Consider the following 24,329-nt stretch of genomic DNA (forward strand, 5'->3'; position numbering starts at 1 on the left):
ATACCGAAAAGCGGAAGGCGCCCGATTATCGGCGAAAAGCATAAGACAAGCCGGCTGGAAGGTTGCTCTTTAACCTTCTGGACGGAATGGCTTATGCCTCGAGCCGTATAAACTGGATCATCCACAAAAAAAGGAATGAACTTATTATCGAAGATCTGACCTTTAAAAAAGGGTGTTTTTGGTTGCATACAGCAACATCTTTAATCAATATAAAAATCCGGTTTCCTCAAGAGGAAACCGGATTAAAGGTTAAAAATAAAGTGCCGCGATTGCCGCATCATAAGATTATAGAGTTTTAAACCACCACTCCTACAAGTGGGTGTTTGCAAAAGGTTTCATATCTTCCTCTACGCAATGAAGGCTTGATATTCCATCTTCAATGTAAAACTCCCTATTTCAGCTTAAAGGTTAAAACTTTATAAAGGATGCGTACAGCGCAGCTTGTATTGTTATAATACTAAATTTACTAACTGAATGCAATAGAATTATTATCCAAAGTGACACTTTTTATAACTAGGTTAAAACGACAACATTTTTCGGTGTCCATTTTTCACACTGAGTATAAGGTTTTCACATGCGTTAGATAAATAATTCACTTATAGTTAATTGTTCTTTAACACTTTAATTAAGCTTATATTTTAGTATCTTCATTATTGATTCCGTTTGTTCTGTAATCCAATTTGCCGAGTGTTTAAATGCCTCATCTAACGAACAAGGTCCTGGAACAATCGAAAATGCGGATAATAATCCTAATCTATCCAAATCCGAATGTTCAAGGTCAATTCTTCCACAAAGAGCAATAACAGGAATACCTTTCTCCTTAGCCATTTGAGAAACCCCCTTAATAACTTTGCCCGATTTAGTCTGCTCATCTAGTTTTCCCTCACCGGTAATTATGAGATCAGCGTCTTCTATCTCTATATTAAATTTGATTTTTTCTAATATAACGTTAATACCTTTCTTTAGTTCAGAATTAAAAAAGGCCAATAAAGCAGCTCCCATTCCACCTGCCGCTCCTTCATCGGCTAATGGTAAAAGATGAATGTCTGCGTCTGGTAAAACACGAAGTATCCTTCCTTAACAGAATTACATACACCACTAGCAGAGATTGAACCTTTGAAAGAATCTGGAGCAACGATAATTTTCATATAGAACTCCTTCCTTCCAATGAATAGAAAACTTTATCCTTATGGCAAAATTCTATTTGTACATCTTCATCTAGTCCATAAAGCTTGCAATAATTACAAATTAATAAGCTGGCCAACCTTGCGAATCCCAATATAAATCATTTATTAATAATGTAGGCATTCCATTATTTTCAGCATCATATGCATGACGTACAATGACATTATTATTATAGACATCTTGATGTCCTGGTCCCCGCCAACGACTATTACCAGCATCCATAATTGTTCCTCCACCGTTCATCATACTGACTCCATTCTTATCTAGGTAGGGTCCGGTTATATTTTCCGATCGACCATAAGCCATTTTGTAAGTGCTATTAACACCTTGACAGCAGCTATCGAATGAGACAAATAAATAATAGTATCCATCTTTATAAGTAATACTAGGGGCTTCAATCGGATTGTTTGGTATATTAGGTCTTGAAGCAATTGAATAACTACTTCCTGTAGGTTTCATTGTGTTTTTGTCTAAACGAGTCAATTTAATTCCGCTCCAAAATGAACCATATGATAACCATGGATTTCCATCCTTATCAATAACCAAATCTCCATCTATTGCATTATAGTTATTTGAATTAGTAGATCGAACAACCAAACCATCATCTCTCCATTGTCCTGATGTAATACTTGGTGTAGATAATAATCCAATTATCGAGTTGTTTGACCCAAAACTAGATACCGAATAGTAAAGCCAATATCTACCGTTATAATATTGAATGTCTGGTGCCCATTGATTTGTTTCGTGATTAGGTACATACGATTTCCACCATGTTGGTGCAATAGGAAAAATAACAGGAGTTGTATACCAATTCGAACCATTATCTGATCGTAGTACACGTATTCCGTTTTTACCAGCTTCTCCAGTTCCAAATACATACCATGAGTTTCCTTCTTTAATTATTGAAGGATCATGTATCATTTTTTCTCCTGATACATTCCAAAAAGCAGCACTTGCTGATATTGGACTGCAAAAAATAACTGCTACCACCAAAACCATAATCATTTTTTTAATCTGTTTCATAAATTTTCTCCTCCTATAAATTATTATTTACTTATTAAAACTAGCTTAGTTCACCTCCTAACAGCCATGAAAGCGCTTAAAAATCCTTTAGAAAAAATAAGACATACGAATATAAACAAGCTAAATAGCAAGTAAATAAACGTATATCTTATGTATTAACTGAGGTGTATGAATGTGTTCATTTTTGTAAGTGCATAATTACCACCTTGCCCCACTTGGATTGGGGCAAGATTTACTAGTGAATTTCGTTCTGTATTCCACAAGACAGCCACTATGAGAGCATGTCGTTCCATACATTAGTGATGGACATGATTTGCAAGTGTCCATTCTTTCCATGTACAATTCATTTGAAACGGTCTTACTAACGTGAACCTTATTTTTTGAGAGGATATGATCTATTTCTTCCTTCTTTATGATGACGTTTCTCGTACATCCTTTACATATATTTGTAGCCATCAAAATACCGCATCCCTTAAAATTTACTCAATCGTTAACAAAACAACAGACATAGGTGGTAATGTAACATTTAATTGATGGTCTTCAATTGAAGCTTTAGTAAACTCAGTTGGTTTTACTTCTTCTGGTTGCTCAAATGTGTTATGGGCATCAATTGTATCTGCAGAAAGAATTGTACCTGTTAAGTTTTTGATTTGCTCTTTAATACCACGAAGTTGAATTGACAAAGAAGCAGATTCCTTATGGTCAATATTACATAAAGAGATATTGACTTTTCCCTCTTTGTCTTTAGATGCAGACACAGTTACTTGTTCAACTTCTTGTTCATCATATTTATAGCAATCAACCGTTGCATCAACAGCTAATAATGTAGCATCCTGATGAACCTTATACATATCAAACACATGGTATGTCGGTGTAAGAATCATCTTATCTCCTTCGGTTAATACCATTGCTTGCAGTACATTTACAGTTTGTGCAATATTTGTCATCTGTACACGATCACAATGGTTTTGGAAGATATGAAAATGAACTGCAGCTACTAATGCATCACGGATCGTATTTTGTTGATAAAGGAACCCAGGGTTTGTTCCAGGTTCTACATCAAACCAGGTACCCCACTCATCAATGATCATTCCAACACGTTTTTCTGGATCATATTTATCCATTATCGTACCGTGCTTTGTAATTAACTCGTCCATATGAAGCGCTTTCTGCATGGTAATAAACCATTCAGCTTCAGGGAAATCTGTAGCAGAGCCCTTCCCTGTCCAGAAGTCGCCTGGAATTGTATAATAATGAAGACTTAAACCATCCATCATGCGACCTGCTTCACGCATTAAAACTTCTGTCCAATTGTAATCATCTACATTTGCTCCACCAGCTATTTTGTAGAGTTTATTGTCCCCATAATTTCTTACATAAGTTTGGTAGCGTCGATACAGATCCGCGTAATATTCAGGACGCATATTTCCACCGCAACCCCAGTTTTCATTACCTACTCCAAAATACTTTACATTCCACGGTTCTTGTCTCCCATTTTCCCCGCGCCAATTTGCCATTGGTGATTCCCCATCAAATGTCATGTATTCAACCCATTCTGACATTTCTTGAACCGTTCCACTACCAACATTTCCACAAATATAAGGCTCACAATCTAGTAATTCACAAAGTAACATGAACTCATGAGTTCCAAAGTGGTTATTTTCAACAACACCGCCCCAGTGAGTGTTTACCATACGTTTACGCTCACTTCTAGGTCCAATTCCATCTTTCCAATGATATTCATCTGCAAAACAGCCACCTGGCCAACGAAGAACTGGAATGTTGATTTGTTTTAACGCAGCTAATACGTCATTACGAATTCCTTTTGTATTTGGAATAGGTGAATCTTCTCCGACCCAAATACCTTCATAAATACAACGTCCTAAATGTTCAGCAAAATGACCGTAAATATTTTTATTAATTGTTCCTTTTTCAACATCAGTATTGATTACGACGGTATTCTTCATATGATAATCCCTACCTTTTCGTGGTTTAGACACTAATAGATAGAGGTAGAGTAATTGTATAAAAACCACCAACTAATCTACCTCTATATTATTCAAAATCTATTAATACTTTACTTATAAATAACGTCATTCCAACGTAATTCATTGATAAATGCATGTTTATTTGTATCGTTATTAATTAGTACACATTCAATTCCTACTAATTCAGCCCAGTCTCTTAATTGTTCTGTGGTTACTTTATAAGAGAATACTGTATGATGCGCACCACCAGCAATAATCCAATCTTCTGCACCCTCACTTAATGAAGGTTGTGGAGACCACAATACACGTGCAACTGGTAAGTTAGGCATGTCAATCTCTGGTTGAACAGCATCTACTTGGTTAACAATTAAACGGAAACGGTGTCCAATATCAATGATTGAAGCGTTAAGCGCTGCTCCACTTTTCCCGTCGAAAATTAGACGTGCAGGATCTTCTTTGTCACCAATTGATAAAGGGTGAACATCGATTTTAGGCTTTGTAGCTGATATTGTTGGACAAACCTCTAGCATATGAGATCCCAATACTAGTTCATTACCTGGTTCAAAGTGGTATGTGTAGTCTTCCATAAATGATGTATCCTCACCATTTGCAATGATTTTTAGGATACGTAAAAGAGCAGCTGTTTTCCAGTCACCTTCACCAGCAAAACCATATCCTTGTGCCATTAATCGTTGAACAGCAAGTCCTGGTAATTGCTTCAAGCCGTGTAAGTCTTCGAAAGTAGTAGTAAATGCAGTGTAGTTACCTTCTTCTAAGAATGATTTCATTCCCAATTCAAGTCGAGCTTGATAACGGATGGATTCACGTATTGGACCATTCGCTTGCCCTTCAGGTGCAATGTCATACTCCTGTGCGTATACATCCATTAGCTGATCTACTTCTTGTTCTGAAACGTCATTTACTCTTTGAACAAGGTCACCAACACCGTATCCATTTACTGTCCAACCAAGCTTAATCTGAGCTTCAACTTTGTCTCCCTCAGTAACTGCTACTCTACGCATATTATCTCCGAAACGAGCTACTTTAAGGTTTTTCCCTTCAGAAAATGCTGCAGCAGTTTGCATCCAGCTTCCAATCTTGCTTCTAACGTCACTATTTTCCCAATGTCCAACAACAACTTTTCTCTTCACATTTAATCTGCTTCCAATAAAACCAAATTCACGGTCACCATGTGCAGATTGATTTGTATTCATGAAATCCATATCAATGCTATCCCAAGGGATATCACGGTTAAATTGTGTGTGTAAGTGAAGCATTGGTTTTTGTAAAGCTGACAAACCAGCAATCCACATTTTTGCAGGTGAGAATGTGTGCATCCATGTGATAATACCAGCACAGTTTTCATCCGCGTTAGCTTCAAGGCATAATCGACGAATTGAATCAGCATCTTTCAATAGAGATTTAAATACTAATTTATAGGTAACAGATGGGTCACGATCTAAAGCTTCTGTTATCACCTTAGAATTAGCTTCAACCTCAATAAGAGTTTCATCTCCGTATAAATCTTGACTACCTGTTACAAACCAGAACTCATATGGCTTATTTGTTAACATTTTTAGTTCCCCCTCGATTATCTTCATTCATTTGTAAGTAAGCTAACTTTGTCGCTTACTCTCTATTAATTTTATAAAAGATCTATCTCTGTACTATGAAACGATGTTACCCTAACGTTTTTGTTTCCTGCTTTTTTTGACCATAATACGCATTTGCACCATGCTTACGAAGATAGTGTTTATCTAGTAAGAATTGGTCAATTGGATTGATTGTAGGATTTAATTGATACGTATGCAGGGCCATTTTAGCTACTTCTTCTAAAACAACTGCATTGTGTACGGCTTGGATTGGATCTTTCCCCCAACAAAATGGAGCATGATTTGCTACAAGTACACCAGGCATAGCAATTGGATCAATTCCACCAGTTTCAAAGGTTTCAATAATCACATTACCTGTTTCAAGTTCATATCCACTTGTTATTTCATCTTGAGTTAATGTTCGAGTACAAGGTATTTCTCCATAATAATAATCAGCATGTGTCGTACCTAGTGCTGGAATTGAACGACCAGCCTGTGCCCAGCTTGTAGCCCAAGGTGAATGTGTATGCACAACTCCTCCGATTGTAGGAAAAGCTTTATAAAGGACTAAATGTGTTGCTGTATCAGAAGATGGACGCATACCACCTTCTATTATTTCGCCATCAAGATTGACAACAACTAAATCTTCTACTTTAAGGTCCTCGTAAGGAACACCACTTGGTTTAATCACGACAAGACCCTTGTCACGATCTATCCCACTCACATTTCCCCACGTAAACGTTACCATTTCGTATTTTGGTAATTGTAGGTTCGCCTCAAGTACTTGTTGCTTTAATTTTTCAAGCATTTTATTTCTCCTCTCTTCAAGAAGTGTGGAGCAAAACATATGCTATCATAATCTTTAGCTCCACCACATTTATTTAGGATAGTTCATCGATTTTAATAGATGATCATTAGCGTGTTACAGCTTGACCTTTTGCAACACTTGCCTTTTTAATTCTCTTTAGTGTTTTCATTACATTATTTTCTCCACGACCAAAGTAGTCATATAGACGAGAGTACTCAGAAAATAGTTGATCATAAACTTCTGAACTAGTTTGTTTCGGTTGATAGATTGAATCTTTTAATCTAGCCATTTCTTTTGCTGCATCTTTAATATCATCGTATCCGCCTCGTTCTTTACCAGCTGCTACAGCTCCAAACATTGCAGAACCTAATGCTGGAGTTTGAGAAGATGCTGAAATACGGATGTCCATATTTAACACATCTGAGTATATTTGCATCATTAGTTCGTTTTTCTCTGCAATTCCACCACATGCATAGACTTCATGTATCGGTACTCCATTATTTCTGAACGCTTCTACGATTGTCCGTGTACCATATGCAGTTGCTTCAATAAGTGCTCTGTACATTTCCTCTGGCTTAGTTAACAATGTTGCACCTAATATCACACCAGTTAAATCTGCATCAACAAGTGTTGAGCGGTTACCATTCCACCAGTCAAGAGCGATTAAACCGCTTTCACCTACTTGTAACTTGGCTGCCTTTTCAGTTAGAAGTTGATGGATGTCCACACCCTTTTCGGCTGCTTCTTCGTAATAACTTCCAGGAACGCAATTTTCCGTAAACCATTCAAAATGATCTCCTACACAAGATTGGCCTGCTTCATATCCCATTAATCCTGGAATAACACCATCTTCAACAACCCCACACATACCAGGTACAACCTTTTCTTCATCACCTAATAAAATATGACATGTAGACGTTCCCATGATCATTAACAGCTTTCCTGGTTCAGTAATTCCAACAGCAGGTACTGCAACATGTGCATCAACGTTTGCGATTGCAACAGCTGTTCCAGGATTTAAACCAATTAATTTAGCAGCTTGATCCGTTAATTCTCCAGCTTTAGCACCTATTGGGAAAATATCATTTGATAATTTTTCTTCAACAACATTCTCTAAACGTTCATCTAGTGCTTTGAAAAATTCCTTTGCTGGGTATCCATCTTGTTTATGCCAGATTGCTTTGTATCCAGCTGTACAACTATTTCTTTTTAGGTCACCAGTTAATTGGTATGTAACCCAATCTGTGGCTTCAACAAATTGATCGGTTGCATCGTAAATCTCAGGTGCTTCATTTAAAATTTGCCAAAGCTTAGGAACTAACCACTCAGAAGAAATTTTCCCACCATATCTTTGTAAGAACTTCTCACCTCTAGCTTCTGCAATCTCGTTTAAACGATTTGCCTCATCCTGTGCTGCATGATGCTTCCAAAGCTTTACGAAACTATGTGGATGGTTCTTAAATTCCTCTGTCAAGCATAATGGAGTTCCAAATTCATTTATCGGTAATACTGTACATGCTGTAAAATCAATTCCAATACCAATTACATCATCAGCAGATATCTTTGCTTGTTCTAATACATTTGGAATCGTTGTTTCTAATACTTCCATATAATCAGTAGGATGTTGTAGAGCCCAATCATTTTCAAGTTTTGTTACACCATTTGGCAATACCTCATCCATTACTCCGTGAGAGTAAGGTTTAACTGCAGTAGCAATTTCTTTTCCAGTTCCTATTTCTACCAGAACAGCTCTACCTGATTGTGTCCCATAATCTACACCAATTGAATATTTAGTCACTTATATCACCCCAACCTTTCTCTGGTAACCCTCTGTTAATCAATTAATATTTTTATAAGAATAACAAGTTCATTTTTCGTCATACGTACAAGTTTCGACAAATAGATCCAGTTATTGCATTTTTTATCTAAAATTAGACATGTCTTACTTGTTTTTATAACTCATACGGATAACCTTAAGTAAATTTTAGCACTTATCGAATATTTTTCAATACAATTTTACGAATTTTTTTAGATTTTCTTTAAAATTTGTTGTTTTTTTATTTCTAACATCAATAACTTATACTTACAAGTTATCAATTTTTGTGAAAAACAACTCTTTTTATCTCTTTTTCACCTGTTTACCGATTATAACCTGTCCTTTTTTATTTTTACCAGTTAATACAAGCGTCGGATTCCAGCGACTCCAATCCCATGCAGTCAATACAATAATATTCCAAGTTATCTCTTCACCGTGCAAACATAGTTCAAATAAGTTATTTTTTTCATGCTTCCAGTAACCATCTTTTTCATTCGTTATGATTCCATTTGAAGCTAATTCAAAAGATTGTGATGGAATTTGATTATTTATATGTTTATCAAGAACAATCATTTCCCACGTACCCATTAACGCATGAGGATCAATAGCTTGTTCAATCTCACCAGCAAATCTTTCTGGAGAAACAAGAGGCCAACCATCCTCTGTCCAGACAAGTTTACGAATATGCAACGCATGATGTTTTTTGGTTCTCTCCCCTCTAGCGTGATGGCAAATGAAATAATGATCTCCATCGCGAAGAACTGAGTTATGACCAGGTCCAATCCAGCCTTCAGTTTGACCAAATTTATAACCACCAAGTATTTTCATCCCTGTTTCATTTGGATCAATCTCAATATCTGTCATATCATTTCCATTTATGTCTAAGTATGGACCTTCAATATGATCGGCTCGTGCAACTCGGATATGATAATTTGTAAACAGTGAATCATATGAAACGAACAAATAATACTTTTTAAGTTCGGGATGATAAACAATATATGGGCCTTCAACTGCAGCTTCGACGCTTTTTGGACGTCTCGCAATTAATTTCCCTTTATTTTGTTTGACTAACTTACCTGTTGTTGGATCTACTTCACAAAGATATATTCCTCCGAAAAAAGAGCCATAGACCATCCAAGGAGTTCCATCTTCATCAAAGGTAATATTCGGATCAATTGCATTTGGTGTTTCTACCCCATGCTCAGTCTTAAAGACCTCTCCTTGATCTATCCATGGACCCTCGATATGTTTGCTTGTTGCGACACCAATAAATGATTGTGTCTTTCCGAACTGTGATGCAGCATAATACAAATAATAGGTGTCACCATATTTAGCTACATCTGGTGCCCATAACCCTTTTGCACCTGTCCATTCATAAGCTTCTTCAGGTATACGATCAAACGCATGCCCAACCCATTCCCACTTAATTAAATCCTTAGACTTTCGTATTTGAATACCTCCAGTTGGATGACCTCCAACTTTTGCATCAGTCGAGAAAACATAGTATGTGTCACCATCTTTTACAAGTGCTGGATCATGTACGTTATGGATCGTCCACAGCTTCTCATTATTAGCAACATCTACATCATATAAGTCATACTTTATAGGTTCTTTCGGAAAAATCATTTTTATTTATCCTCCTCATTTTGTCGCTTTTTCCCCCATACTGCAGTACCATCGTGATTTAATCCTGTTACGACTAGTGTTGATTGCCAATTTTCCCAATCCCACTGTGTTAGTACTGTTAAGGTTTCCTTTAAATACTCATCATTATCTGATTCATACCAGTATAGCGTTAATGTACTACCTTTTAGTTCCCAGTAATCCTCTGATTTTGCGTTATCTATTTTTCCACTTTCTAATAGACGTAAATTCGTTGATGTTGCTATTCCATCATCAAATCTACTCAAAACAATTTTTTCCCAATCACCAATCAAATCTTTCGCCTTAATATCTACTGACTTTTCTGGTTTTCCTGCATAACGCTCTGGAGAAACAACAGGCCAGCCATCTTCTGTCCAAATGATTTCGCGAACATGTAGATGAGACCAATAGAAATCGTCACCCACTCTAGCATTATGAGTTAAATAGAAATCATCCCCATCTTTCAACAATCCATTATGACCTGTCCCAAGCCAGCCAGTATCATTATCAAATGCATAGGAACTAACAATTTTAGTACCTGTGTCAAAGGATTCTTCTGAGAGATCAATCATATTGTTGCCATTGTAGTCTGTATATGGGCCTTGAATATTTTTTGATCTTGCAACCCTAACATTATAGGTATCTTCTAACCAACCATATGAAACAGTTAAATAATACATATCAGTGTCCGAATTATACATAATGGCAGGTCCCTCAATGCCATAGTCCATATTTTTTCGGCCAGCAATTAATTTTCCTTCTTTATCTGGATGTATGAGCAAACCAGTTTGTTCATTTAGCTCTGCGATAAAAACCCCACCGAAATAAGACCCATACGCCATCCATGGTTTTCCTTCCTTATCAAAAATAATACCTGGATCTATTGCATTTACTGTGAATTGGTCACCTTCTTCCGTCTTAACTACAGCACCTTGATCCTCCCAAGGACCTTCGATTGATGCACTAGTCGCTAAGCCGACATACGAATTGCGTGTTCCTATTTCAGAAACAGAGTAATATAGATAAAATATGCCATTCATTTCTACTACATCAGGTGCCCAAAATAATCCGCTTCCATTTGTCCATTCACTCGCTTCGGCAGACACCTGATCAAAAACACGACCCACATATGACCAATTAACCATATCTTTAGATTTCCTAATTTGTATGCCTGGAATAGCGGTACCGGCCACCATGTAGTCTGTTGAAAATGTATAATACCATTCATTCACTTTTATGATTTCTGCATCATGTGTATTATTTGTCGTCCATTTTGATTCATCGTTAATAATGTCAGCATTTGTTTTTTCAAACGGTGTTTCTGCTGGCGGAGAAGGAAAATGGATTTCTTCCAGCCCTGTTATATTTTTGTTGTGATGATTAATAAGGATAATTCCTACTAGCACGATACCGAGCATACTTAAATTTGTGACCAATCTGGTCTTTGATTTCCCCATTATTTTCTGACCTCTTTCTACTACTTTAAAGAAAATATAAGAGACAACTTTAGCAAAAGAGACTGATTATGTAATCAGCCTCTTTATTGGTAATTATTTATTTTGCAGCAATTTACACTTTAAGCAAGATGCCCTTACTTATTAGTTACATTGAATCCGGAACCGGTACACCAAAGTTAGGAGTTCCATCTTCATTCCACTGAATTAGTTGGACTCGTGTGTGTCGATTTGGATCGTACAACGGATCACCTACTATTTCTTTATAGTTTCTACCATGATAGACAAGGACATCATGTAAACCATCTTCTGTTACAGTAAAGCTATTGTGGCCTGGTCCAAATTGACCTGTCTCTTCTGATGTTGTGAAGACTGGTTCTGAACTTTTCAACCAAGAGGTAGGATCTAATAAATCACTGTTCTCATCTGCAGTTAATAAACCCATACAATAATTAAAATCTGTTGCACTTGCAGAAAACGATATAAAAATACGGCCATTTCGTTTAAGTACAGCTGCACCTTCATTAACTAGGAAACCAATTTTTTCCCAATCATATTCAGGAGTTGAAATACAAACTTGCTCACCTTTAAGTGTCCATGCATTTTCCATTTCAGAAATATAGAGGTTTGAGTTTCCAGGTATGTTGGGATCTTTTTGCGCCCAAACATAATACCTTATTCCCTTATGCTCAAAACTTGTAGCATCTAAGGCAAATGACTCCCATTTTGTTTTCACTTGGCCCTTTTCAACCCATTCACCTTCTAATGGATTTTCCGAAGTATTTTCAAGTGCGAACATTCGATGATCAAATAGTCCATCTTTTGTTTCAGATGTTCTTGCTGCTGCAAAGTAGATATACCATTTCTCATCAATAAAATGAATCTCAGGTGCCCAAATATTTGCACTCATCTTTCCTGTTTCATACTTAACCCAAATTGTTTTGGTCTCAGCTTCTGTTAATCCTTGAATCGTCTTCGCTCGACGAAGTTCAATCCTGTCATATTCAGGTACAGATGCTGTGAAATAATAATAGCCATCAGTGTGCTTATACATCCATGGATCGGCACGTTGTTCAATTAGTGGGTTATTAATTTTAAATTCAGTCATGATAACAACTCCTGTTAAAAAATTTTCCTATACGACTACTATCAATATAGATATCTAATAATCTTTACTGTGTCATGCCATACGTATGTTAGTAAACATTGTCGTACCTACTTTAAGCTTCACATTGAAGTCGAATCATGTTCCATGACATTCTAGGTAAAGTAATTTCTAAACTCTCTGCTATTTTAGTTGTACTATCAATGGTTCTAGGTTTAATATTTTCTGGATTCTCAAAACTATTTACTGCATCGAGATTAGGACCATCCATGACAACATGTTCAATAACTTGGACTGACCCGAAAGAACGGAATCGTGCATCTAATAATAGATCTTCATCCTCTGAACAATTCAAAGCAAAGATACTTAGTGTATTGTCACTAGCATTATATGTAGTTGATGATTGAACCATTGGAATTGAACCATGCTTGTTTGTTTCGAGCTTAGGAGCATCCACTAAAGTATTTAAGACTTCTCCTCGACCAAAGTTAGATACTTGATAAAATGGATAGAAGATTGCTTGTTTGATTGCTGGTCCACCTTTTTGGGTAAAGATTGGTGCGATAACATTAACTAATTGAGCTAATGAAGCCATTTTTACTCTGTCAACATGTTGCAGTAGAGTACACATAAGTCCACCAAACACTAATGCATCTAGTAAAGAATAAATATCCTCTAGAATTGGTGGTGCCACTTCCCAATCTTTTAATTCAACTTTCTTTTGGTACCAGACATTCCATTCATCAAAGGAAATATACATTTTCTTTTTACTTCTATGTTTTGCCTGCACATAATCAGCCGTACTAGCTATTGTTTTTATGAAATTATCCATATCTGCAAAAGATCCTAAAAAATCATTGGCATCTCCTAAATTTTCGTAATAGCGATGACATGATATATAATCAACATGTTCATATAAGTGTTCTAATACCACACGATCCCACTCTGGAAATGTTGGCATTTCCGCAGATGAACTACCACAAGCGACTAATTTAATGGAGGGATCTACCCACTTCATGATTTTAGCAGTCTCTTTTGCTTTCTTACCATAATCTTCTGCACTTAGCTGTCCGATTTGCCATGGTCCATCCATTTCATTTCCTAAACACCATACTTTGACATTGTATGGGTCTTTATATCCATTCTTTATTCGTAAGTCACTCCAGTATGTTTTCCCTGGATGATTACAATATTCAACAAAGTAGCCTGCTTCTTTCGGAGTACCTGTTCCTAGATTAACAGCTAGCATTGGCTCAATATTCGACTTGTTTGCCCATTTCATAAACTCATCGATGCCAACTTCATTTGGTTCAGTTGTTCGCCAAGCAAGATCAAGTCGAACTGGCCGATCTTCTATGGGACCGATTCCATCTGTCCAATCATAACCAGATAAGAAGTTCCCACCAGGATAACGGACAATTGGTACATTCAACTCTTTTACTAAATCCATGACATCTGTACGAAATCCATCCTTATCAGCAAGTGGATGACCTGGTTCATAAATACCTGTATAAACAGCACGTCCTAAATGCTCGATAAAAGAACCAAACAAGTTGGGATCTACCTTACCTATTTTATAATTCTTGTCCGCAAAATAGCTTACTCGTTTCATGGTTAGTTCTCCTCCTAGTTTAAGAGTAATGCCTCTGTTTCTATATAAAACTTTTACTACCGGATTATTAAAAAGGAGCGGCGAAATTAGGTAAACTAGCAAGCCCAATCTAGTTTTGCGTATAAATGTAACGAGGTCATTTTCTTTGAACAGCTTATTCATTTACAGAACTATTTATTATAGAAAGACTGTTTTCGCAAAGAATGTTGTTTTTCAGCACTTCTTTACGTACTTAGCTAGTTTGGTAGCAACTAACTTTAGAAAAGAGCCTATAGAAAAGACAAGGGTAGAACTAGAATTTTTTCTTTGTCCCCCCTTATTCTAAATAGGGCTTGTAGTCTCACAGAGTGTTTCTTTACTATTTGAAAGTGGCATTTGAATACACAGTGTTTTTAAGTAGATTAGACTTGCTAATTTACCTTTTACCGCCACCTGATTTGTTATCCTTTTACACCAGAGATTGCTACAGATTCGATAATTTGTTTTTGGAAGAATATAAACACAATTAACATTGGAAGCAATGATACAACAGAAGCCGCCATAATTAACGGATAATCACTTTGTATTGCATAAGTCGAGTTAAAGTTAGCAATAACAAGTTGTAACGTCTGTTTCTCGGGTGAGTTCAAGTATAAGATTGGTCCTAAATAATCGTTCCAGATTGTCATAAACCATAAAATTAATTGTGCTGCAACAGCCGGTCTAACTAGCGGAAAGATAATTTTATAGAATATTTTAAAGTACGAACAACCATCTATTTTTGCTGCTTCTATAATAGAGTTTGGTATGCTTGTCAAATACTGTCTTAGGAAGAATATCATAATGATATTTCCAAACAGTCCTGGAACAATAAGTGGTAATAAGGTATCCACCCATCCAATTTGTGTAAAAATCATAAATTGTGGAATCATGACAACTGGATAAGGAACCATCATTGCTGTCAGTAACAATAAAAACAATTGATTTTTGTAAGGAAAATTCATTTTACCAAAAGCAAAAGCCGCTAAACTTGATGTAAATGTTCCGATTACAGTCACAGATACTGCAACAATTAAACTATTGGTAATACCACTTAACAATGGCCCTTTTTGCCAAATTTCAATATATTTTATCGGATTAAATGACTCAGGTATCCAAACTGGTGGTAGTGCATAAACTTCTTCAATTTCCTTGAATGATGTTGCAACCATCCATAAAAGCGGTGCGACCATAAAAATTGCACCTATTGTCAACATTATGAAAACAATGACATTCGTTAGTTTTTGAGTCGTTTTATCAGATCTATATTTTGTCTCAGGCTGTGGCTTTTTTTCTAATACTGTGTCCATTACTTCCACTCCTTTCTACTGCAAAAGCAATAACTATTCAAGCTCATAAGATGATTTTTCGTTCATTTTAAATTGAATCAATGTAACGATGAAAATAAACAAACCAAGCACAATGGCCATTGCTGATCCATAACCCATTTCAAAGTTTCCAAAGGCTTTCTGCCAAATATAAAACACTACAGTTGCAGATGAAAACTCAGGTCCACCAGTTGGTGTCATCACGTTAATCTCTGTGAATACCTGTGCACCACCGATAATGTTTGTAACAACGATAAAGAATGTTACCGGCTTAACCATTGGTAATGTAATATTTTTAAATACTTGGAAAGCGTTGGCTCCATCTAGCTTAGCTGCTTCATAATATGTTTTTGGTACACTTTGGAGCGCAGCTAAGTATAATAGCATGCTATAACCTAATCCCTTCCAAACGGTCATAAGAATTAAGGCAGGTTTTACTGTGTTTTTATCCATTAACCAGTTAGGACCTTCTATTCCAAAAAAGGCTAAGAACTGATTAACTAATCCAAAATCTCCATTATAAGCCCATTGCCAAAGGATAGAGATCGCAGCAATTGATGAGATAACCGGAACATAATAAATGACTCGAAAAACTTGTGTTCCAATTATTGCTCGATTCAACCCTACTGCTAGCAATAGAGCTAAAACTAATCCAATTGGAATACCTAGCATCATAAACAGTGTATTGTATAGTGTCTTATGGAATGACTCATCACTTAAGAGGTCAATATAGTTAGACAAACCAATAAAATTCATTTGACCTAGCCCATCCCAGTTTGTAAATGAACCATATAGAGAGTATAGAGTCGGAGCTAATACAAATATTAAAAATCCAATAACAGGAGCTGCAACAAATGCATATGCATTTCTTCGCTCGCTTTGATAAAGCTTTGAAGTAGTTTTCATTTTTTCTCCCCATTTCTCTTTGAAAGATTACATGATAAACCTTAATCTACCATTAGAGAGTTTAATAAGTTAATATGGTGCTAGCCGATAACTCTAGCACCATATCTTGACTCTTATTTTTTCGCTTGTTCTTCTTGTTTAATTGATTTGTCTAATAATTTTTGCATTTTCGGTTGTGCTTCTTTTACATACTCTTCTGCAGTCTTTTTACCATCAATAACCGGTTGAATATTCTTAAAGAATTCATCATACCATTCGCCTGTGTAAGTAAAGTTGGTTGGTAGATCACGACCGTATTCTTTGATGATTTCTAAATATTCTACTTTGTTAGCTGGTTTGATTGAAGTATCAGCAGCCCATTTATCAGCTACATCTGTATTATTTGGTAATTGCACTTGTTGATCAACTAAAGCTTGTTGACCTTCTTCATCAGCTGATAAATACAACGCTAGTTCAGCTGCTAGTTCTGCATGTTTTGTTTTTTCAGAAACACCAATTCCAAGTGAACCGATCCAAGCCTTTGTTTCTCCAGTTGAACCTGCTGGCCATGGAATGACATCATAATCAAATTTCAAATCTTTAAATGCTGCTAAATCCCAAGGTGCAATTGGGAAGAAAGCAATTTGACTTTGCATAAATCTTTGATACGTATCAAGAGTTTGACCTTCAGCAACTGAAGGAGTTACCTTGTGTACATTTTGTAAATCTGCAAAGTATTGAAACGCTTCAATGAATGCAGGATCATCAACTGTTACTTTTGTATTCGTTTCATCTAACCAATCCGCTCCATTACTCCATACAAATGGTTGTAATGACCAGTTTACATTAAGACCTGTTCCCCATTGGTCAAGTTTCCCATCGCCATCTTTATCTTTTGTTAGTTTCTTACTTACATCAACGAATTCTTCAAATGTATATGGTTTGTCTGGATCTGGTAAAGGAATCCCAGCTTCTTCAAACATTGTTTTGTTATAACCAAATCCGAAAGGACCTAAATCTTTTGGTACTCCGTAGATAGCACCTTGTCCAGCATTTTCTCCATCATAACGATATTTGTTAATACCAGATTCCCAAATTTTCGTTAAATCAACACCTTCAGCATTTTCAACTAAATCTGTAATATCCTTTAATACTCCAGCATTTACATATGCTTTTAAGTTACCAGGATTGTAGAAGAATACATCCGGAACACTTTTTCCGGCAATCGCAGCTTGTAATTTCGTATCATACTGGTCACCAGCTGTTACTGTAACCTTAACTTTTACATTAGGATTTGCTTCTTCAAACTTTTTCACTACATTTTTGTAAGCTGTTTGCTCAGCAGGTTGTCCACTAAACATAAATGATAGATTCACAGTACCATCTTTACTGTCGCCACCTGTGCTATCTCCACCACTACAAGCTCCAAGAACTCCAGTTACAACTACAACCATCATAGCCATTAATAACATCTTACCAAGCTTCTGTTTTGATTTCTTAAACAAATGAATCCCCCCAAAATTATTTGTATGATAAGGAGACTTACGTATCAAATCTACGATAGTCCTATTTAACTAAAATAGATTTAAGTTTTATGTAAGCGCTTCTTAAAAACAATATTATTACACCTGTTCGTACATGTCAACGATTATTTTAAAAAAATAAGTACATGTAAAATAAACGGAGATTATATGTACGTACATCTGGTCTCGCAATTGTATATATATTCCTGAATTTCTAATAGGTACCTGGAAGACTTTTTCTTTAAGGCCCTTTTTCTAAAAGTTTGTTGCTCTAGTACTAATAAAAATCGGCTTTTGGATTTTTATTGTGTATATTGAAGCGATCTCCAAAGGAATATCAGAGTAATTTAACGAAAAGAGCACGAAGATAGGCTGAATTCGTAAAGATTTCCATATTACGAAAAACAACAATCCTTACAAAACAGTCTTCTTTAACAAATAAAAAGAGCCAGAATATAACTGGCTCTCTCTACTTTATAAAAGTCTGCTTGCCTTCTAGGTTAAATTAATTTATGAATCCTGTACTTTTTTCACTTTTATATACTTTCCGTAATAACTAGTAAAAACAAGAAAAGCTATTGCTGATACCATAAGAAAAGGAATTAAAAAAGTAAACTTTATTATACACATATATAGAATAATAACATTTATCAAACCTATAATTACACTGTTGATTGGATTTATTATCATAAATAAAATAGCTTGTTTTAATCCTTTTAAAAGTTTTATGTCATGATGGACGATAACAGCAAAAAAATAAGTTGTTACTATAAATAAAAACCAGAGAATCATCATCAACACTAGACTTAGAACAAAACTTTTTTTTATGAGAAAAAAAGTATCTACGATTCCAATCACCCAAAGCGGAACTAAAATTAATCCACCAGCTAAACTTTTAAGATAGTTTTCTTTGTAATTCCTCCAGTAGGTAGGAATTATTGATATGTCGCTTTCGTTTAGAACCCATTGTCTAACAACACTATAAAGGGCTGTTGTTGCTGGAAAAAAAACAAATGGAGCTAAGATAGCAACCAGAATCCAAGTGGACAGTATAAAACCTTTGTCATCCGTTATAGCAATGGTCAACAGTAGAAAACTAATTGGTAAATTGAACAGTACCCAAAGTAGATTTGCTAGAGAAAACCGTGTGAACCAATCTAAAACCTTAAATATTCCTCCAAAAACTGAAGTTGTATGCATAGTAACACCTTCTTACCCATAAATTTTTTGAGATCATTTATCAAATCTATTTTAGGATAAAATTGTCGTAGGTTTTAATCGTCTCATTAGGGATATGATTTGATTCAGGTTCTCGGTTCCGATGATTGAACCAAATGCATCTCCACCCTGCTTCAATCGACGGTACAATATCATTTTCCCAAGTATCACCAATATAACAGCATTTATCTGAATCGATATTTATACGTTTTTGAACATACTCAAACACCCTCTTATCAGGCTTGGTAATCCCGATTCCATCAGAGATAAATATGTTATCTAATGGGATAACTTGATCAATTTTAAGGGCTTTTATTTTATTCATTTGATGGTTTACTGGACCGTTTGTAATAATACCAACAACCGGTTTAGATACCATCAGATCCTGGATCATCGAAAGTACACCAGGAAAAGCATGTATCCTCTTTTGCTCATTTTCATAACAATCCTGAATTTCTTTCGCTTGTACTGATGAAAGAGAAATACCAAAATCTTTAAATGCACATCTAACTCGTTCTACTCTTACTAACTCTAAATCTATTTCCCCTTTAGTGTACACCTTCCAAAGAACATCACTATAGTAACGGACCCTTTTAAATAGCTCTGTTACCTTTTCTGTAGCAAGTGGCACTTTACACTGTACAACAGCTAATTGAAACGGTTTTAACTGATCATAGATTGTATCATCAAGGTCAAAAAAAACAGCTTTTACATCTGCTAAATTATACATAGTGATGAATACCTACATTTTCATTCCAAAATTTTAGCATGGTATAGCGATTTCTTAAGGTATGTGCTTCATTCAAACTGTTTCGGACAAGTTCAGAATCGATCCCCAATTCAATTGGTTTTGTAGGTCCACCCAGTTTTTTCATTAGTAATGATAGAGTAGCAGAATCAGGTATTGATGCTATAATAGCCTTTATTTCCTCTTGTTTTTCGATAACCTGCTGTCGTTTTTCTATTGAATGACCAGTTAAATCTATTAATTTATCTTTGTTCGATATTAGTGTTAAAAAGTCATTTTTATATAAATCTAAGATAAGCTGTACCGTTACACCTACCTTAGCTCCGTGAAGGACTTGTGCCTTCCCTTGCTTGATAAATTCCATTTCCCAAAAATGAGATACATGGTGTTCTCCTCCAGAAGCTGGTGAAGAATGACCCACCATGAGCATGGCAAAGCCAGATTGAATAAGGGCCTCGATTAAAACCTTCATTCCTTCCTCATCTGCATCAGAAATTAGCTCTACATTTTTAATACAATTATCAAGTGCTTCTTGTGTTAAACGAGCTGATAATGGACAAAAGTTCTCCCCCGCTATAAGATGTGAAAATTTCCAATCGGCTAGTGACGTGTACTTAGCGATCATATCACCGAAACCAGCAGCTATCATTTCTTTTGGTGCCGCTTGTAAAATAGCTAGGTCTGCAAATAATGCAATAGGTGATTGCATTTGATAGGTGGTTTTTACTCCTTTTATTACGACAGGTGCACCCATTGAATTAAAACCATCAACAGATGGAGCCGTTGGAACCGAAATAAATGGTTTCCCCATCTTATAACTTGAAAATCTTGTAATATCGTGGATCGTCCCTGAACCTACAGCAATGATAACATCGCTTTCCTGAGATATACCCAACATTGCTTCTATTAAAGATTTTTCATCAGCAATCACATCATCTAGTTCATTCGTTTGAATAATGACAATTTCATGATCTATATTCGCTTCATTAAAGAGACTAGTAAGACTTTCCCCTGCAACCTTATAAGTTGTTTGGTCAGCAATTATCGTTGTTTTTTTAAAGGATTTTCGGTTTATATATGGTACAACTTCATTTAAAGCAGCTTCACTAATGACTATTTTATCCATCGTAATCTCATAATGAGCGTTACCACAAGTACATGTTTTTGACAGGTTCGAAAGTTCGTTTAATGCGATCATTTTATTTTCCCCCTAATCAGTAGTTACTATTTCTATCACAAAGCATTGTTTATAGAAAGTAACTCGTATGCAGATTTTTAGAATCTAAACGATAAACGTTTAAATTATTATTAAATCGTAGACACTTAGTCTAACACTTGTTATATGACATTTTTGTTACCGCTTAGCTGTTTTGTTGCTACACTAGTTGAATTTCTAATAACAATCTCAGGTTCATAAACTATCTCATCTGTTTCTCTGGCTCTATTTTCCACAGCTGCGACGATCCACTTTGCTGCTTCAATCCCCATATCCATTTTAGGATGGGTAATAGACGTTATTTTTGTCTCAGATGCTTCAGCTAAATTTGAGTCATCATAACCCACTATTGATAGTTCCTCTGGTACTTTGATTTCTAACTCTCTTAATACATTTAACACATTTATTGCTATTTCATCGTTGTAACAAATAATACCTGTTGGACGCTTTTCTTCGGACATAAGTATATCCCTAAGCCTTTGGAGAAGTGTTGTTTCTCTTTCATCGGTAGTAAAAGTTAGAATCATTTCAGAAAAAAATGGAATACCATTTTCTCTAAATGCGCGAATAAATCCTTGCATACGATTTAATCCTTGAATATCATCACTTTTAAACAAGCCAATTACCTTTTCATGACCTAATTTTATGAGATGATCTGTAGCGATGAAGCCACCTTTTTCATCATTTAAAATAATATTAGGGGGATTTAATTGTGGATAGTATTGGTTGATCATTAGGTATGGTGTATTATTCTGTTCCATTTCCAAATAATAATGGAGATTTGGATTATAACTGCTACTTCTTGTTGGCTCGACGATTAACCCATCAATGTTGCGGTTTATCATTGCCTCTAAGCATTGCTTTTCCTTTTCAGGATCATTATCCGTACAAGCAAATGTTAACGAGTAACCATGTGCTGATAAATATGATTCAATTCCTTTTATGATTGAAGGAAAAATGTAATCAGATATATACGTTGTAATGACACCTATATTTTTACCTGTTGTACTAACTGGTTGAATTTGTGATTGCGCACTTCGGTTTGATACAAATGTACCAGCCCCCTGTTCTCTATACAACCATCCTTCATGAACAAGGTCTCCAACGGCTTGACGAACAGTATGTCTACTAACTTCGAACATTTTTACTAATTCATTTTCAGAATATATTTTGTCCCCAGGTAAAACTGTTCCTTCTAAAACCCATTCTTTTATTTTCTGTTTTACCATGCTGGCTTTTGTTTGTTGAGCCATTATGTCACCACTTTCAGCTTGTATGTTACCGCACTAACTTATTCGTACAACTAAAATAATTATACACTATCACCATACATATTTAAAATGATCTTTCCTATTTTATTGAAAAACAACCTGAAACGTCTGTTTATTAGACTATTTTCTAATATTATCACTTCATATGAGAACACTACCTCTAAGGAGGTAGTAAACATGACACGAAAAAACAAATTACTTGTTCCAGAAGCTAGAAGAGAGATCGATCAATTAAAAGCAAATATTGCAAAAACTAAGGAACCCGAGAATGCTAAATTTGAAACTGCCAAGGAATTAGGCATTCCATTAAAGAATGGTTACAACGGGAACTTATCGTCGCACCAAGCTGGTAAAATAGGGGGCAAACTTGGTGGGAATATGGTTCGGGAAATGGTAAAACTTGCAGAACAAAGCTTGAAAAAGTAAACGCTAATTGTACCTTATAGTTTTTCTGTTCATTACGTGTTTAGCATATCTTCGGGTTTGATAGCAACAAAATTTTAGAAAAGAGCCTATTGTAAAGAGATCTTTATATGGTCTCTTTATCATCATGTCATTCCTATATTAAAAATTACTTTATGCGTAACAATTCTCTATTAAACTTAACTTCCCTTCTAACTAGTTCAATTTATATTTCTTCTAAGAAAAAAGACTGACAATCAGTATGCCAGTCCAATTCATGAGAAAAACTTTATGATGCTTTATTTTTATTATAAATATCAAATGCAACTGCAGCTAATAATACTAACCCTTTGATACCTTGTTGCCAATCGATTCCTAATCCCATCAAAGACATACCGTTGTTCATGATACCCATTACTAATCCACCTATAATCGCACCAGGAACTGTACCAATTCCTCCATAAGCAGATGCTCCACCAATGAAACAGGCTGCAATTGCATCTAATTCAAATAGATTACCTGCCTTTGGTGTTGCTGCATTTAATCTTGCAGCAAAGAGAAGTCCTGAAAGTGCAGATAATGCACCCATATTTACAAATACCCAAAATGTCATTCGCTTTGTTTTAATACCAGAAAGTTGTGCAGCTTTTTCATTCCCACCAATAGCATAGACATGTCGACCTGCCTTCGTCTTATTAGTTACAAATGTATAAATTACAATAAGTATCGCTAGTATGATTAATATATTTGGAATTCCTTCATAAGCAGCAAGCACATAAGAAAATACATTAAGCAAAGCTACCATTCCAATAAGTTTTAATAAAAACATTCCTTTAGACTGTACTTCAAAATTGTATTTTAATTGTGTTCTTCTATTCTTTATCTGAATAAAAATAGTGATGATTGATAGCACAATTCCTATAATGATCGTTAAGGAATGTAATGAACCACCAGAAATATCAGGTATAAATCCTGAACTTATTTTTTGGAAACCCTCTGGGAAAGGAGCGATTGATTTTCCTTCCAAGACGATCATTGTTAACCCTCTAAATAAAAGCATTCCCGCTAAAGTAACGATAAACGCAGGTATCTTAACATATGCAATCCAAAAGCCCTGCCATGCTCCGATAATCGCACCGACTACTAATGATATGATAACAGCAAGAAACGTTGGAATTTCATAGTTAACCATCAAGATTGCCGATATTGCTCCCACAAAAGCTGCAATTGACCCTACTGATAAGTCAATATGGCCAGTTATGATAACTAACACCATCCCAATTGCTAAAACTAATATATAACTATTTTGTAAAATTAAATTCGTAATATTTAAAGGCTTTAACAAAAGGCCATCTGTTAGAATTTGAAACAGTACCATAATAAAGACAAGCGCTATAATCATGCTATACTGTCGCATATTGTTTTTGACAAATGATCTAAGTGCAGAATCGTTATTTAGTTTAGTTGAATTTTTTTGTACCTCTGTTTGCATA

Annotated in this window: 22 protein-coding genes; 1 reads left to right on the forward strand and 21 read right to left on the reverse strand. The window is 35.6% G+C overall.

Going from position 1 to position 24,329, the window contains the following annotated elements:
• From AC6CHR_RS16315 to AC6CHR_RS16410, 20 genes are all read right to left on the reverse strand, one after another.
• The coding region (locus tag AC6CHR_RS16315) for a hypothetical protein (RefSeq protein ID WP_498250063.1) at positions 1-188 on the reverse strand (188 nt) is incomplete at its 3' end.
• Positions 189-621: 433 nt separating this feature from the next.
• Positions 622-1,071, reverse strand: a complete 450-nt coding sequence (locus AC6CHR_RS16320; RefSeq protein ID WP_498250220.1) for a glycerate kinase — start codon at positions 1,069-1,071, stop codon at positions 622-624.
• Positions 1,026-1,148, reverse strand: a complete 123-nt coding sequence (locus AC6CHR_RS16325; protein ID WP_498250064.1) for a glycerate kinase — start codon at positions 1,146-1,148, stop codon at positions 1,026-1,028. Before AC6CHR_RS16325 ends, AC6CHR_RS16320 begins: the two co-directional genes overlap by 46 nt.
• A gap of 100 nt (positions 1,149-1,248) precedes the next feature.
• Positions 1,249-2,190, reverse strand: a complete 942-nt coding sequence (abnA, locus tag AC6CHR_RS16330) for an arabinan endo-1,5-alpha-L-arabinosidase AbnA (RefSeq protein WP_498250221.1) — start codon at positions 2,188-2,190, stop codon at positions 1,249-1,251.
• A gap of 216 nt (positions 2,191-2,406) precedes the next feature.
• Complete coding sequence (locus AC6CHR_RS16335) at positions 2,407-2,664, reverse strand: DUF6171 family protein (protein WP_498250065.1); 258 nt, start codon at positions 2,662-2,664, stop codon at positions 2,407-2,409.
• A 23-nt stretch (positions 2,665-2,687) separates the two neighbouring features.
• Entirely contained in the window at positions 2,688-4,175 is a 1,488-nt protein-coding gene (locus AC6CHR_RS16340) for an alpha-N-arabinofuranosidase (RefSeq protein WP_498250066.1), read from the reverse strand.
• Between the two features lie 110 nt (positions 4,176-4,285).
• Positions 4,286-5,770, reverse strand: coding sequence for an L-arabinose isomerase (araA, locus tag AC6CHR_RS16345; protein WP_498250067.1), 1,485 nt, complete (start codon positions 5,768-5,770; stop codon positions 4,286-4,288).
• Between the two features lie 106 nt (positions 5,771-5,876).
• A complete protein-coding gene (gene araD, locus AC6CHR_RS16350) occupies positions 5,877-6,596 on the reverse strand; it encodes an L-ribulose-5-phosphate 4-epimerase (RefSeq protein WP_498250068.1) in 720 nt (239 codons plus the stop codon).
• A 106-nt stretch (positions 6,597-6,702) separates the two neighbouring features.
• Positions 6,703-8,394: a ribulokinase gene (gene araB / locus AC6CHR_RS16355; protein ID WP_498250069.1), complete on the reverse strand. Its 1,692-nt coding sequence runs from the start codon at positions 8,392-8,394 to the stop codon at positions 6,703-6,705.
• A 321-nt stretch (positions 8,395-8,715) separates the two neighbouring features.
• Positions 8,716-10,038, reverse strand: a complete 1,323-nt coding sequence (locus tag AC6CHR_RS16360) for an arabinan endo-1,5-alpha-L-arabinosidase (protein ID WP_498250070.1) — start codon at positions 10,036-10,038, stop codon at positions 8,716-8,718.
• 2 nt (positions 10,039-10,040) lie between these two features.
• Positions 10,041-11,513, reverse strand: coding sequence for an arabinan endo-1,5-alpha-L-arabinosidase (locus AC6CHR_RS16365; protein ID WP_498250071.1), 1,473 nt, complete (start codon positions 11,511-11,513; stop codon positions 10,041-10,043).
• Between the two features lie 145 nt (positions 11,514-11,658).
• Complete coding sequence (locus AC6CHR_RS16370; protein ID WP_498250072.1) at positions 11,659-12,618, reverse strand: glycoside hydrolase family 43 protein; 960 nt, start codon at positions 12,616-12,618, stop codon at positions 11,659-11,661.
• Between the two features lie 112 nt (positions 12,619-12,730).
• Positions 12,731-14,227, reverse strand: a complete 1,497-nt coding sequence (arfA, locus tag AC6CHR_RS16375) for an arabinosylfuranosidase ArfA (protein WP_498250073.1) — start codon at positions 14,225-14,227, stop codon at positions 12,731-12,733.
• A gap of 440 nt (positions 14,228-14,667) precedes the next feature.
• The gene (locus tag AC6CHR_RS16380; protein ID WP_498250222.1) at positions 14,668-15,462 is read right to left on the reverse strand and encodes a carbohydrate ABC transporter permease; all 795 of its coding nucleotides are present in this window, start codon (positions 15,460-15,462) and stop codon (positions 14,668-14,670) included.
• A gap of 126 nt (positions 15,463-15,588) precedes the next feature.
• Positions 15,589-16,479 carry a carbohydrate ABC transporter permease gene (locus AC6CHR_RS16385; protein ID WP_498250074.1) on the reverse strand — a complete coding sequence of 297 codons (891 nt, stop codon included), beginning with the start codon at positions 16,477-16,479 and terminating at the stop codon, positions 15,589-15,591.
• A gap of 113 nt (positions 16,480-16,592) precedes the next feature.
• Complete coding sequence (locus AC6CHR_RS16390; RefSeq protein ID WP_498250223.1) at positions 16,593-17,930, reverse strand: ABC transporter substrate-binding protein; 1,338 nt, start codon at positions 17,928-17,930, stop codon at positions 16,593-16,595.
• Positions 17,931-18,491: 561 nt separating this feature from the next.
• Positions 18,492-19,181: a YesL family protein gene (locus AC6CHR_RS16395; protein WP_498250075.1), complete on the reverse strand. Its 690-nt coding sequence runs from the start codon at positions 19,179-19,181 to the stop codon at positions 18,492-18,494.
• 46 nt (positions 19,182-19,227) lie between these two features.
• A complete protein-coding gene (locus tag AC6CHR_RS16400) occupies positions 19,228-19,929 on the reverse strand; it encodes an HAD family hydrolase (RefSeq protein ID WP_498250076.1) in 702 nt (233 codons plus the stop codon).
• Entirely contained in the window at positions 19,922-21,145 is a 1,224-nt protein-coding gene (locus tag AC6CHR_RS16405) for a sn-glycerol-1-phosphate dehydrogenase (RefSeq protein WP_498250077.1), read from the reverse strand. The genes AC6CHR_RS16400 and AC6CHR_RS16405 overlap by 8 nt, the downstream gene beginning before the upstream one ends.
• A 140-nt stretch (positions 21,146-21,285) precedes the next feature.
• Positions 21,286-22,416: a GntR family transcriptional regulator gene (locus AC6CHR_RS16410; protein ID WP_498250078.1), complete on the reverse strand. Its 1,131-nt coding sequence runs from the start codon at positions 22,414-22,416 to the stop codon at positions 21,286-21,288.
• 195 nt (positions 22,417-22,611) lie between these two features.
• Here AC6CHR_RS16410 and AC6CHR_RS16415 point away from each other — a divergent pair, with 195 nt between their 5' ends.
• Complete coding sequence (locus AC6CHR_RS16415) at positions 22,612-22,860, forward strand: alpha/beta-type small acid-soluble spore protein (RefSeq protein WP_498250079.1); 249 nt, start codon at positions 22,612-22,614, stop codon at positions 22,858-22,860.
• Between the two features lie 265 nt (positions 22,861-23,125).
• On the opposite strand, the gene mmsB is transcribed toward AC6CHR_RS16415, so the two are convergent.
• The gene (gene mmsB / locus AC6CHR_RS16420) at positions 23,126-24,328 is read right to left on the reverse strand and encodes a multiple monosaccharide ABC transporter permease (protein ID WP_498250080.1); all 1,203 of its coding nucleotides are present in this window, start codon (positions 24,326-24,328) and stop codon (positions 23,126-23,128) included.
• Between the last annotated feature and the right edge of the window lies 1 nt (position 24,329).

The organism is Metabacillus sp. GQ13 (genome assembly GCF_059758525.1).

Bases quoted from the DNA above. Each gene is read 5' to 3' on its own strand.
- AC6CHR_RS16415 (WP_498250079.1), top strand. From the start codon at position 22,612: ATGACACGAAAAAACAAATTACTTGTTCCAGAAGCTAGAAGAGAGATC.
- mmsB (WP_498250080.1), bottom strand. From the start codon at position 24,328: ATGCAAACAGAGGTACAAAAAAATTCAACTAAACTAAATAACGATTCT.
- AC6CHR_RS16365 (WP_498250071.1), bottom strand. From the start codon at position 11,513: ATGGGGAAATCAAAGACCAGATTGGTCACAAATTTAAGTATGCTCGGT.
- AC6CHR_RS16405 (WP_498250077.1), bottom strand. From the start codon at position 21,145: ATGATCGCATTAAACGAACTTTCGAACCTGTCAAAAACATGTACTTGT.
- araA (WP_498250067.1), bottom strand. From the start codon at position 5,770: ATGTTAACAAATAAGCCATATGAGTTCTGGTTTGTAACAGGTAGTCAA.
- AC6CHR_RS16325 (WP_498250064.1), bottom strand. From the start codon at position 1,148: ATGAAAATTATCGTTGCTCCAGATTCTTTCAAAGGTTCAATCTCTGCT.
- AC6CHR_RS16390 (WP_498250223.1), bottom strand. From the start codon at position 17,930: ATGTTATTAATGGCTATGATGGTTGTAGTTGTAACTGGAGTTCTTGGA.
- AC6CHR_RS16370 (WP_498250072.1), bottom strand. From the start codon at position 12,618: ATGACTGAATTTAAAATTAATAACCCACTAATTGAACAACGTGCCGAT.
- AC6CHR_RS16335 (WP_498250065.1), bottom strand. From the start codon at position 2,664: ATGGCTACAAATATATGTAAAGGATGTACGAGAAACGTCATCATAAAG.
- AC6CHR_RS16340 (WP_498250066.1), bottom strand. From the start codon at position 4,175: ATGAAGAATACCGTCGTAATCAATACTGATGTTGAAAAAGGAACAATT.
- AC6CHR_RS16380 (WP_498250222.1), bottom strand. From the start codon at position 15,462: ATGTTGACAATAGGTGCAATTTTTATGGTCGCACCGCTTTTATGGATG.
- AC6CHR_RS16410 (WP_498250078.1), bottom strand. From the start codon at position 22,416: ATGGCTCAACAAACAAAAGCCAGCATGGTAAAACAGAAAATAAAAGAA.
- AC6CHR_RS16395 (WP_498250075.1), bottom strand. From the start codon at position 19,181: ATGCATACAACTTCAGTTTTTGGAGGAATATTTAAGGTTTTAGATTGG.
- araD (WP_498250068.1), bottom strand. From the start codon at position 6,596: ATGCTTGAAAAATTAAAGCAACAAGTACTTGAGGCGAACCTACAATTA.
- AC6CHR_RS16400 (WP_498250076.1), bottom strand. From the start codon at position 19,929: ATGTATAATTTAGCAGATGTAAAAGCTGTTTTTTTTGACCTTGATGAT.
- abnA (WP_498250221.1), bottom strand. From the start codon at position 2,190: ATGATTATGGTTTTGGTGGTAGCAGTTATTTTTTGCAGTCCAATATCA.
- arfA (WP_498250073.1), bottom strand. From the start codon at position 14,227: ATGAAACGAGTAAGCTATTTTGCGGACAAGAATTATAAAATAGGTAAG.
- AC6CHR_RS16385 (WP_498250074.1), bottom strand. From the start codon at position 16,479: ATGAAAACTACTTCAAAGCTTTATCAAAGCGAGCGAAGAAATGCATAT.
- AC6CHR_RS16360 (WP_498250070.1), bottom strand. From the start codon at position 10,038: ATGATTTTTCCGAAAGAACCTATAAAGTATGACTTATATGATGTAGAT.